Here is a 12,422-nt window from a genome sequence, read left to right on the forward strand (position 1 = left end):
CACCGGAGACTCCACAACCTGAACAACCAACAAATCCTGCGGAAACACCAGCTCAACCAGTCCAACCGTCTGAAGGTGAAGACCAACCAGATCTTAAGGTAGCTCCGCCGACTATCGCTATTGTGGAAGAACCAAATAAAGCAAGTTTCGAAGTAAAAGCTCCTAAAAAAGATGCAGATACAGTCAAAATTATCTATCCTAAGAGTAATGGCTCTGGTAATGAAGTTCTAACTCTTACCAAGCAACCTACTGGTGAATGGACTTTAGACAAACAACCTGAAAATGTTACATTAGACAAGAAAACAGGTACTGTAACCATTCCACGAGAATCAGTTGTCAATAAACAAAAAGTCCAAGCTCAAGCCAAGCATAAAACGAGTGTTTATACTCCGTTTGTATACGCTGCTTTATCAATCGAAGCAGCAAACCCAGAGCATCCAGTAACGCTATGGGTAGATACAGCAGGTAAGGAGATTAAGGAAAAAGTAGTTGGCAAAAAAGTACAGGCTGGCGAAATTGCAGGCTACAAGTGGCTATCTAGTCGCTTAGAAGAAGGTATTTTGACGCATACATTTGAGAAAGTAGCGAATGGAACTCCAATTTTACCAGAAAGCCCAACTAGTCATCCAATGACTCCATCAAGTTCGCCATCAACTTCAACGCCAGAAAAACCAAACAAAGCTGAAACTCCAGCGGTTCGTACAGTATGGCGCGATGAAAACGGAAAAGACTTGAAGGTTCCATCAGTTGATAAGGAAGAAGCAGGTGAAGTTCCAGGCTATGAATTTGTTGAGAGTCACCGTGAGGGAGATAACTTGACAGTTCATGTGTTTAGAACCAAGCAAGCTCAAACTCCTGCTCCAAAAGACCAAACTCCAAGCCCAGCACCATCTAAAGTTTCAGAACAAAAAGGTGAAGCAGTGGCTACAGCTACATCAGAAAAGACAGTAGATAGTGTAACATCTACGAAAACATCTGATAAAGCAGAATTGCCAAACACAGGTACAGAAGCTAATGCTAGCTTGGCTAGCGCTGGTATCATGACTCTGTTAGCTGGTCTAGGACTAGGATTCTTCAAGAAAAAAGAAGATGAGAAATAAAGCTCTTTATCAACTGTAGCAGGTTGAGAAAAGCTAAGATTAAGAAGAGGTTGAGAAAAAAGCCTCTCAAATCAGAAAAACGCATAGTATCAGGTATTGAAAAACTTGAGACTATGCGTTTTATTGTGGGAAGATTTACTTCATTTTCTCCAGAAGTTGAGTTTTGGCCCAGTCTCTTTAAATTATATGTTATCTTAAATTCAGAATAGAGCATTATAACTTATAAAACATTGCTAGAAATTGATTCGACTTTACTATCCTATTTGTTCATAGTTTATTTCATTTTGCTATAAAGTTTGAGATTTCTTTTATTTTTTCTACTCTTTTTCCGAATAAATAGATAGAAGCATCAAATCTAGTAAATTAGATTAAAAAATGTGCTATAATGAAAGGAGAGCAAATATGACTGTACGTCATCCGGGCATCAGCCCAACTAATGACTTGGTTGCTAAGAAAATCTTTAGCAATCCGGAAATTACTTGTCAATTTATTCGCGATATGCTGGACTTGCCAGCCAAAAATGTAACCATTTTGGAGGGGAGCAATATTCATGTCTTGCCTTCCCTGCCCTACTCGGCCCAGGATTTCTATACTAGCATAGATGTCTTGGCAGAGTTGGACAATGGTACGCAAGTAATTATTGAAATCCAAGTTCATCATCAGAATTTTTTCATTAATCGTTTGTGGGCTTATCTGTGCAGTCAGGTCAATCAAAACCTAGAAAAAATTCGCCAGCGAGAAGGTGATACCCACCAGAGTTACAAGCATATCGCACCTGTTTACGCAATAGCTATTGTGGATAGTAATTATTTCCAAGATGATCTAGCTTTCCACAGTTTTAGCATGCGCGAGGACACGACAGGTGATGTTTTAACCATTATCAACAATGGTCAGGAAAATCATCTGGTCAAGATGGCGTTCTTAGAACTAAAAAAATACAGAGAAACCAGCAAGGATAGCGTTCGCAAGCCCTGGTTAGAGTTTTTTGGCAACAAGCCCTTTACTCAACAACCTGAGCGAGCCATCAGCCAGGCAGATCAACTGCTGGACTATAAAAGCTGGTCCGAGGAGGACAGGAAAATGTTTAGTCAATTACGTATGCGTGAAGAACAAGCCTTGTTAGCACATGATTATGCCTTGGAAACAGCTAGAGCAGAAGGTATTGAACAAGGGTTGGAACGAGGACGAGCGGAAGGCATTGAAGAGGGATTAAAAGTAGGTCTAGTAAATCTCGTTCGCCAAGGTCTGCTGCCATCTGAGGTAGCTAGTCAGCAGTTGGGTATGACTGTCTCTGAGTTTGAGGCACTATTGAAAGAACATAAGTGAGAAATCTGTAAATATTACACGATACAAAAACAACTAAAAAGGATAGCTAAATTTCTTGATGTAAAAAGTTTGGCTATCTTTTTTTATCTAAGATATTGTTATTTTCAGGAAAGTTTGAACTTTTCACTCTCTTTTCCGAATAAATAGATAGAAGCATAGAATCTAGTAAACCTAGATTTAAAACTGTGGTATAATAAAAGGAGGAAAAGGATGATTCTAAGACATCCGGGCATCAGCCCAACCAATGACTTGGTTGCTAAAAAAATCTTTAGCAATCCAGAAATCACTTGTCAATTTATTCGCGATATGCTGGATTTACCAGCAAAAAATGTGACCATTTTGGAGGGGAGCAATATTCATGTCTTGCCTTCCATGCCCTATTCAGCGCAGGATTTCTACACTAGCATAGATGTCTTGGCGGAGTTGGATAATGGAACGCAAGTAATTATTGAGATTCAAGTTCATCATCAGAATTTTTTCATTAATCGTTTGTGGGCTTATCTATGTAGTCAGGTCAATCAAAATCTCGAAAAAATTCGCCAGCGAGAAGGTGATACACACAAGAGTTACAAGCATATCGCACCAGTATACGCTATCGCAATCGTGGACAGCAATTACTTTTCAGACGACTTAGCTTTTCATAGCTTTAGTATGCGAGAGGATACGACAGGTGAGGTCTTAACAATTATCAACAATGGTCAGGAAAATCATCTTGTCAAGATGGCATTCTTGGAATTAAAAAAATATAGAGAAACCAGCAAAGATGAGGTTCGCAAGCCATGGTTGGAGTTTTTCGGCAACAAGCCCTTTACCCAAGAACCCGAGCGAGCCATCAGCCAAGCAGACCAACTGCTAGACTATAAAAGCTGGTCCGAGGAGGACAGGAAAATGTTTAGTCAATTACGTATGCGCGAAGAACAAGCTTTGTTAGCACAGGACTATGCCTTGGAACAAGCTGAAGAAAAGGGCTTAGAACGTGGTCTTGAACGTGGGCGTGCAGAGGGTCTTGAACAAGGTAGAGCTGAGGGTCTTGAACGAGGACGAGCGGAGGGAGTTGAACAAGGCCTTGAACGTGGAAAACTCTTTGCTTTCCTAGATATGGTCAGCCAAGGTCTGCTGACTTCTGAGGTTGCCAGTCAGCAGTTGGGTATGTCAGTATCTGAGTTTGAGGCGCTATTGTAAACGAGTAAAAATGTTTTATCAGCTATCTTGCAAAATAAATAGAGTTTCTAATCCAAATATTTTTGAATACCAAGCATAAGCAGAGCCGGTTTTTCTAGGATATTTGGGTTAAGACTTACGATTATCTTGAATGCCTTAGGGAAACATGCTATACTACTTGTATGATTATTTTACAAGCTAATAAAATTGAACGTTCTTTTGCAGGAGAAGTTCTTTTTGATAATATTAACCTGCAAGTTGATGAACGAGATCGGATTGCTCTTGTTGGGAAAAATGGTGCAGGTAAGTCTACTCTTTTGAAGATTTTGGTTGGAGAAGAGGAGCCAACTAGTGGAGAAATCAATAAGAAAAAAGATATTTCTCTATCTTACCTAGCCCAAGATAGGCGTTTTGAGTCTGAAAATACCATCTACGATGAGATGCTTCATGTCTTTGATGACTTGCGTCGGACTGAGAAACAACTTCGTCAGATGGAGCTAGAGATGGGAGAAAAGTCTGGTGAGGACTTGAATAAGCTGATGTCAGATTACGACCGCTTATCTGAGAATTTTCGCCAAGCAGGTGGCTTTACCTATGAAGCTGATATTCGAGCGATTTTGAATGGATTCAAGTTTGACGAGTCTATGTGGCAGATGAAAATATCTGAACTTTCAGGTGGTCAAAATACTCGTTTGGCACTTGCTAAAATGCTCCTTGAAAAGCCAAATCTCTTGGTCTTGGACGAGCCAACCAACCACTTGGATATTGAAACTATTGCCTGGCTAGAGAATTACTTGGTAAACTATAGCGGTGCCCTCATTATTGTCAGCCACGACCGTTATTTCTTGGACAAGGTTGCGACAATTACGCTAGATTTGACTAAGCATTCCTTGGATCGCTATGTGGGCAATTACTCTCGTTTTGTTGAGTTGAAGGAGCAAAAACTAGCTACTGAGGCAAAAAACTATGAAAAGCAGCAGAAGGAGATCGCTGCTCTGGAAGACTTTGTCAATCGCAATCTAGTCCGTGCTTCAACGACCAAACGCGCCCAATCTCGCCGAAAACAACTGGAAAAAATGGAGCGTTTGGACAAGCCGGAAGCTGGCAAGAAATCAGCTAATATGACCTTCCAGTCTGAAAAAACGTCTGGTAATGTTGTATTAACTGTTGAAAATGCAGCTATTGGCTATGATGGGGAAGTCCTGTCACAACCGATTAACCTAGACCTTCGTAAGATGAATGCTGTTGCCATCGTTGGTCCCAATGGTATTGGCAAGTCAACCTTTATCAAATCTATCGTGGATCAGATTCCGTTTATCAAGGGTGAAAAACGCTTTGGCGCTAATGTTGAGGTTGGTTACTATGATCAGACTCAAAGCAAGCTGACACCAAGTAATACTGTACTGGATGAACTTTGGAATGATTTCAAATTGACACCGGAAGTTGAAATTCGTAACCGTCTAGGTGCCTTCCTTTTCTCAGGAGATGATGTTAAAAAATCAGTTGGTATGCTATCTGGTGGCGAAAAAGCTCGTTTGCTTTTAGCTAAATTGTCTATGGAAAACAACAACTTTTTGATTCTGGATGAGCCGACCAACCACTTGGATATTGATAGCAAGGAAGTGTTGGAAAATGCCTTGATTGACTTTGACGGGACCTTGCTCTTTGTCAGCCATGACCGTTACTTTATCAATCGTGTAGCAACTCATGTACTGGAATTGTCTGAGAATGGATCAACTCTCTATCTTGGAGATTACGATTACTATGTTGAGAAGAAATCAGAAGTAGAAATGATTCAAACTGAGGAAGCTTCAACCAGCAATCAAGCAAAAGAAGCAAGCCCAGTTAATGACTATCAAGCTCAGAAAGAAAGTCAAAAAGAAGTTCGCAAGCTCATGCGACAAATCGAAAGTCTAGAAGCTGAAATTGAAGAGTTAGAAAGTCAAAGCCAAGCCATTTCTGAACAAATGTTGGAAACCAACGATGCAGGTAAACTCATGGAATTGCAGGTTGAGCTGGACAAAATCAGCCATCGTCAGGAAGAAGCTATGCTTGAGTGGGAAGAATTATCAGAGCAGGTGTAAAGATGGAACATCTTGGAAAAGTATTTCGTGAATTTCGGACAAGTGGAAATTATTCTTTAAAGGAGGCGGCAGGGGAATCCTGTTCAACCTCTCAGTTATCTCGCTTTGAGCTTGGGGAGTCTGATCTAGCAGTTTCACGTTTCTTTGAGATTTTGGATAATATTCATGTGACCATTGAAAATTTCATGGACAAGGCTAGGAATTTTCACAATCATGAACATGTTGCTATGATGGCACAGATTATCCCGCTTTACTATTCAAATGATATTGCAGGTTTTCAAAAGCTTCAAAGAGAACAACTTGAAAAGGCTAAGAGTTCGACAAATCCCCTTTATTTTGAGCTGAACTGGATTTTGTTACAAGGTCTGATTTGTCAAAGAGATTCGAGTTATCATATGGAGCAGGATGATGTGGATAAGGTAGCAGATTATCTCTTCAAAACAGAAGAATGGACCATGTATGAATTGATTCTTTTCGGGAACCTCTATAGTTTCTACGATGTGGACTATGTCACTCGGATTGGTAGAGAAGTTATGGAGAGGGAAGAATTTTACCAAGAGATTGGTCGCCATAAGAGATTGGTGTTGATTTTGGCCCTCAATTGTTACCAGCATTGTTTAGAGCATCTTTCTTTTGACAATGCAAGCTATTTTGAGACTTATACAGAGAAGATTATTGGTAAAGGTATTAAGCTTTATGAGCGTAATGTTTTCCATTATTTAAAAGGTTTTGCCTTATATCAAAAAGGAAAGTGTAAAGAAGGTTGTAGCCAGATGCAAGAGGCCATGCATATTTTTGACGTGCTAGGTCTCCCAGAGCAAGTAGCCTACTATCAGGAACACTACGAAAAATTTATCAAAAATTAATTTTCCCAAATAAGGGAAAAAGAAAAAAGCTCCTTTCGGTTTTGATACAATAGTTTCAAAATTTGAGAGGAGTTTTTATATGAATCGATACGCAGTACAGTTGATTAGCCGTGGAGCTGTTAACAAGATAGGGAATATGCTCTATGATTATGGAAATAGTGTCTGGTTGGCTTCCATGGGGACTATTGGACAGACTGTTTTAGGAATGTATCAGATTTCTGAACTCGTCACATCTATTCTCGTAAATCCTTTTGGAGGAGTCATTTCAGACCGTTTTTCTCGTCGTAAGATTTTAATGGTGACAGACCTTGTTTGTGGGATTCTTTGTCTGGCTATTTCTTTCATAAGGAATGACAGCTGGATGATTGGAGCTTTGATTGGGGCTAATATTGTGCAGGCGATTGCCTTTGCCTTTTCTAGACCAGCAAATAAGGCCATTATCACAGAATTGGTAGAGAAGGATGAACTGGTCCTCTACAATTCTCGTTTGGAATTGGTGATGCAGGTTGTCAGTGTGAGTTCTCCTGTACTCTCTTTTCTGGTTTTACAATTCGCAAGTCTTCGCATTACCTTGGTATTAGATGCCCTTAGTTTTTTTCTCGCTTTTGGTTTGGTAGCCTTGCTTCCAAAGAAAGAAGAGAAGACTACGGGTGAGAAGAAACTTACATTCAAAGTTATTTGTGCTGATATCAAGGAGGGAGTTCACTATATTGTGAAGCAAAAGGAAATCTTCTTTTTGTTAGTCATGGCTTCAAGTGTCAATTTTTTCTTTGCAGCTTTTGAATTTCTCCTCCCCTTTTCGAATCAGCTTTATGGAGTTCAAGGTGCCTATGCCACTATTTTAACTATGGGGGCTATCGGTTCTATTGTTGGGGCGCTGTTAGCTAGTAAGATTAAAGCCAGTATGGAAATGCTTCTGTTTTTGTTGGCTCTGACTGGACTTGGGGTGATGATAATGGGATTTACCCTCCCCTCCTATCTTACTTTTTCAGGTAATTTCGTTTGTGAACTCTTTATGACGATTTTCAATATTCACTTTTTTACTCAAGTACAAACCAAGGTTGAAGGTGAATATCTGGGAAGAGTTCTCAGTTCGATTTATACCTTAGCTATACTATTTATGCCCCTAGCAACAGGTTTAATGACCTGGCTTCCAAGTGTTCATCTTTATTCTTTCTTAATTATTGGACTTGGAGTTGTCGCCTTATCTTTCTTAGCTCTAGGCTATGTTCGGATTCATTTTGAAAAAGAGACATAAGTCTGTTTGAGTTTTAAAAATAATTCCAATCTAAGTATTTTTTCCGCCCTTCTCGTTTGTGAGGAGGGCTTAGTTTATGGTAAAATGGTCTTATGAATAAAAGAATGAATGAGTTAGTCGCCTTGCTCAATCGCTATGCGACTGAGTACTATACTAGCGACAATCCGTCGGTTTCAGATAGTGAGTATGACCGCCTTTACCGTGAGTTGGTTGAGTTGGAGGCTGCCTATCCAGATCAAGTATTAGCAGACAGTCCGACCCATCGTGTTGGTGGCAAGGTTTTAGATGGTTTTGAAAAATACAGTCATCAGTATCCTCTTTATAGTTTGCAGGATGCTTTTTCACGTGAGGATCTTGAAGCATTTGATGCGCGTGTTCGTAAGGAAGTGGCTCATCCGACCTATATTTGTGAGCTGAAAATCGATGGCTTGTCTATCTCGCTGACGTATGAAAAGGGGATTTTGCTTGCTGGGGCAACACGTGGAGATGGTTCTGTTGGGGAGAATATCACAGAAAATCTCAAGCGTGTTAAGGATATTCCTTTGACCTTGCCAGAAGAACTAGATATCACCGTTCGTGGGGAATGTTATATGCCACGCGCTTCTTTTGACCAGGTCAACCAAGCTCGCCAAGAAAATGGAGAGCCTGAATTTGCCAATCCTCGTAATGCGGCAGCAGGCACCCTGCGACAGTTGGATACAGCAGTAGTAGCCAAGCGCAATCTTGCTACGTTTCTCTATCAAGAAGCCAGCCCTTCAACTCGTGACAGCCAAGAAAAGGTTTTGAAGCACCTAGAACAACTTGGTTTTGTGGTCAATCCTAAGCGAATCTTGGCTGAAAACATAGATGAAATCTGGGATTTTATCCAAGAAGTAGGACAGGAACGGGACAATCTGTCTTATGATATCGATGGGGTGGTGATTAAGGTCAATGACCTAGCAGGTCAAGAAGAACTCGGTTTTACAGTTAAAGCGCCTAAGTGGGCAGTAGCTTACAAGTTCCCTGCTGAGGAAAAAGAAGCTCAACTCCTGTCAGTTGACTGGACAGTTGGCCGTACGGGTGTTGTAACCCCAACTGCGAATCTAACACCAGTACAACTAGCTGGTACAACTGTTAGCCGTGCAACTCTGCACAATGTGGATTATATTTCTGAAAAAGATATCCGTAAAGACGACACGGTTATCGTCTATAAGGCTGGGGACATCATCCCTGCCGTCTTGCGTGTAGTAGAGTCCAAACGGATTTCTGAAGAAAAACTAGATATCCCTACAAACTGTCCAAGTTGTGACTCTGATTTGTTGCACTTTGAAGATGAAGTGGCTCTCCGTTGTATCAATCCGCGTTGTCCTGCCCAAATCATGGAAGGTTTGATCCACTTTGCCTCTCGGGATGCCATGAATATTACAGGCCTTGGGCCATCTATTGTTGAGAAGCTTTTTGCAGCCAATTTGGTTAAGGATGTGGCGGATATTTACCGTTTGCAAGAAGAGGATTTCCTACTTTTAGAGGGGGTTAAGGAAAAGTCTGCTTCTAAACTGTATCAGGCCATTCAAGAATCTAAGGAAAATTCTGCTGAAAAACTCTTGTTTGGTTTGGGAATTCGCCATGTCGGAAACAAGGCTAGTCAGCTGTTACTTCAACATTTCCACTCGATTGAAAATCTGGCTCAGGCAGATCCAGAGGAAGTGGCTAGTATTGAAAGTCTGGGTGGCGTGATCGCCAAGAGTCTTCAGACATATTTTGCGACAGAAGGCTCTGAAATTCTCCTAAGAGAATTGAAAGAAGCTGGGGTCAATCTGAACTATAAAGGTCAGACGGTAGTAGCGGATGCAGCCTTGTCAGGTTTGACCGTGGTATTGACAGGAAAATTGGAACGGCTCAAGCGCTCAGAAGCTAAAAGTAAACTCGAAAGTCTAGGTGCTAAGGTAACAGGCAGTGTTTCTAAAAAGACAGACCTTGTTGTTGCAGGTGCAGACGCTGGAAGTAAACTTCAAAAGGCACAAGAACTTGGTATCGAGGTTCGAGACGAGGCATGGCTAGAAAGTTTGTAATGTTCGTTTAAAACCAGAGTTTAGATAATTTGACTATGTCTGTTAATCGAGACGAGATTGGTCAAGAATTTATTAGTGAAACAGAAATAAATTAAAATAAAAAGGAAAAATAAAAATGTATACCTACCCTATGCGCATTCATTACCATCGCAAGAATGGTGAATATGACACTTGCTCTTTTGTAAAAAGCCATGACCAGCGAATTGATTTACTAACTTACCAAGAAGATTATTTTGGTGCTTTATTTAGTTTTGAACACCCAAGCGTTCATCCCTTAGAAAGCTTGAATTTTGTGGTTCATACCGGCCAAACCAGTAAAGAATATGCTATCCGTTTTAATCACTATCCCCTATTAACAGAGGTCTGGATTTTGGAAGGGGATGATAGAATTTATTATTCTGAAAATCCTGCTATTGCCAGTCCTTTCTATAAAAATCAAAATCCTTTTGCCTTTGACAAGGCTATCAATAGCGCTAGTTTCGACCACCACTGGGGCTACCAAGGTGAATTGGGTTGCCGTGTAGAGGACAATCAGGCTCATTTTGCTCTTTGGTCACCAACAGCGACAGCAGTGCAGGTTGTCGTTTATGAATCAGCTACTAATGATGCACCTGTTTGGAAGACTTTTGATATGGAGAGAGGCAATCGCTACTCTTATAACCATAAGGACAATACTATTGGTGTCTGGAGTTTGGATGTTGAGGAAGATTTGACTGGTAAGGCTTATCAGTATCAAGTCCAATTCCCTCATCACCAAACACTGACACGTGATCCTTACACCATTGCGACCAGCCCTGATGGCAAACGTTCTGCTATTCTGAGCCATGCAGAAAAACAAGTCGAAAACTTCGAGGTCAAGCATGGTTCTGATGCTGCTTGGCGTTTGGAAAATCCATGTAAGGCAGTTATTTGTGAAATGCATATTCGTGATTTGACCCAATCACCGACCTCAGGTGTGGATGAACATCTTCGAGGAACGTTCTTAGGTGCTGCTCAGACTGGAACGGTTAACCAGTACGGTCAGTCAACTGCTTTTGATCACATCAAGAAGTTGGGCTACAATTATGTTCAGTTGCAACCAATTGCAGACCGTCATAAAGAATACGATGAGGATGGAAATGTAACCTACAACTGGGGTTATGACCCACAAAACTATAACGCGCCAGAAACTAGTTTTTCAACTAATCCAGATGATCCAGCTCAGGTCATTCGCGATTTGAAGACCATGGTTCAAGCTTATCACGATGCGGGTATTGGTGTCATTATGGATGTGGTCTATAACCATACCTTTTCAGTTGTTGATGCACCTTTCCAAACAACTGTCCCTGACTATTATTATCGTATGAATCCAGACGGTACCTTCCAGAATGGAACGGGTGTTGGAAATGAAACAGCCAGTGAACACGAAATGTTCCGTAAGTATATGATTGATTCTCTTCTATACTGGGTGCAGGAATACAATATTGACGGCTTCCGTTTTGACTTGATGGGGATTCATGATGTCAAGACCATGCAGATGATTCGTCAGAGTTTGGATGAAATCGACCCTAACATTATCCTCTATGGAGAAGGATGGGATATGGGAACAGGTCTTGCCCCTTATGATAAGGCTAAGAAAGACAACGCCTACGAAATGCCAAATATTGGTTTCTTTAATGACAATCAGCGTGATGCTGTCAAAGGTGGAGAAGTTTACGGTGCAATTAAATCAGGTTTTGTCAGTGGTGCTGCGACAGAGCCAATTCTAGCCAAAGCAATCCTAGGCAGTCGTGAATTAGGAACCTATACACATCCAAATCAGGTGCTTAACTATGTGGAAGCCCATGACAATTACAATCTTCACGATTTATTGGCAACCCTTCATCCAGACCAAAGTTCAGAGCAAATCATGCGCAAGGTTGAGACAGCCACAGCTATGAATCTGCTCATGCAGGGGATGTCCTTTATGGAAATCGGTCAAGAATTTGGTCGTACCAAACTGGTTGCGACTGGTGAGAATGGTAAGTTGACACATGATGATAGAGAGCGTGCGATGAATAGCTATAATGCTCCTGATAGTGTGAATCAAGTCAACTGGGATTTGATCAATGAGCGTCAAGACAGTATTGAATTTATTCGTCAAGTCATCCGATTGAAGACAAAAACTGGTGCCTTTTCTTACTCTAGCTATGATGAAATTTACCATCATGTCTTTGTGCATTCTGCGATTGAACATAGCGGTTTGATTGTCTATGAGATTCAAGGAGAAGAACATTTACTGGTTGTATTTAATGCTAAAGGGCAAGACTTCCAGTTTGAAAATGCTGGAAATCTAGAACTATTGGTGACCAATAGCCATTTAGCTGATAAAGACATGGTTGGTGGCGTTAGCGCTAGTGTCTTTAAAGTCTTATAAAATAGATTTATAATTTAAATTCATTTGCAGTACTGTATCTCTTAATAACAATAAAATCAGGAAATTGTTTTCCTGGTTTTATTTTTTGCTATAAAAAAATAATATTGGTAGCAAAAATACGAACTTTTTGGTATTATAGTAGAGAAAAGAAAGGCGTTTTCATATTTTTTTGAAAAAACAT

General features: G+C 40.6%; 8 protein-coding genes. All 8 read left to right on the forward strand.

Translation table 11 applies throughout. From position 1 onward, the window contains the following. On the forward strand, window positions 1-1,100 hold a 1,100-nt coding region (locus tag HT732_RS05965), incomplete at its 5' end, for an LPXTG cell wall anchor domain-containing protein (RefSeq protein ID WP_173254312.1). 402 nt (window positions 1,101-1,502) lie between these two features. Continuing rightward, window positions 1,503-2,426 (forward strand): Rpn family recombination-promoting nuclease/putative transposase, encoded by a 924-nt coding sequence (locus HT732_RS05970; RefSeq protein WP_173254313.1) that lies wholly within the window; start codon window positions 1,503-1,505, stop codon window positions 2,424-2,426. Between the two features lie 210 nt (window positions 2,427-2,636). After that, a complete protein-coding gene (locus HT732_RS05975; RefSeq protein ID WP_173254314.1) occupies window positions 2,637-3,608 on the forward strand; it encodes an Rpn family recombination-promoting nuclease/putative transposase in 972 nt (323 codons plus the stop codon). A gap of 161 nt (window positions 3,609-3,769) precedes the next feature. Next, the gene (locus HT732_RS05980) at window positions 3,770-5,671 is read left to right on the forward strand and encodes an ABC-F family ATP-binding cassette domain-containing protein (RefSeq protein ID WP_173254315.1); all 1,902 of its coding nucleotides are present in this window, start codon (window positions 3,770-3,772) and stop codon (window positions 5,669-5,671) included. Window positions 5,672-5,673: 2 nt separating this feature from the next. Beyond that, window positions 5,674-6,537: a MutR family transcriptional regulator gene (locus tag HT732_RS05985; RefSeq protein WP_173254316.1), complete on the forward strand. Its 864-nt coding sequence runs from the start codon at window positions 5,674-5,676 to the stop codon at window positions 6,535-6,537. Between the two features lie 79 nt (window positions 6,538-6,616). Beyond that, a complete protein-coding gene (locus HT732_RS05990) occupies window positions 6,617-7,795 on the forward strand; it encodes an MFS transporter (RefSeq protein ID WP_173254317.1) in 1,179 nt (392 codons plus the stop codon). A 92-nt stretch (window positions 7,796-7,887) separates the two neighbouring features. After that, entirely contained in the window at window positions 7,888-9,846 is a 1,959-nt protein-coding gene (gene ligA, locus HT732_RS05995) for an NAD-dependent DNA ligase LigA (RefSeq protein WP_173254318.1), read from the forward strand. A gap of 115 nt (window positions 9,847-9,961) precedes the next feature. After that, window positions 9,962-12,241, forward strand: a complete 2,280-nt coding sequence (gene pulA, locus HT732_RS06000; protein WP_173254319.1) for a type I pullulanase — start codon at window positions 9,962-9,964, stop codon at window positions 12,239-12,241. Window positions 12,242-12,422: the final 181 nt, after the last annotated feature.

It is taken from the genome of Streptococcus sp. 5346, assembly GCF_013277455.1.
Lineage (GTDB): Bacteria > Bacillota > Bacilli > Lactobacillales > Streptococcaceae > Streptococcus.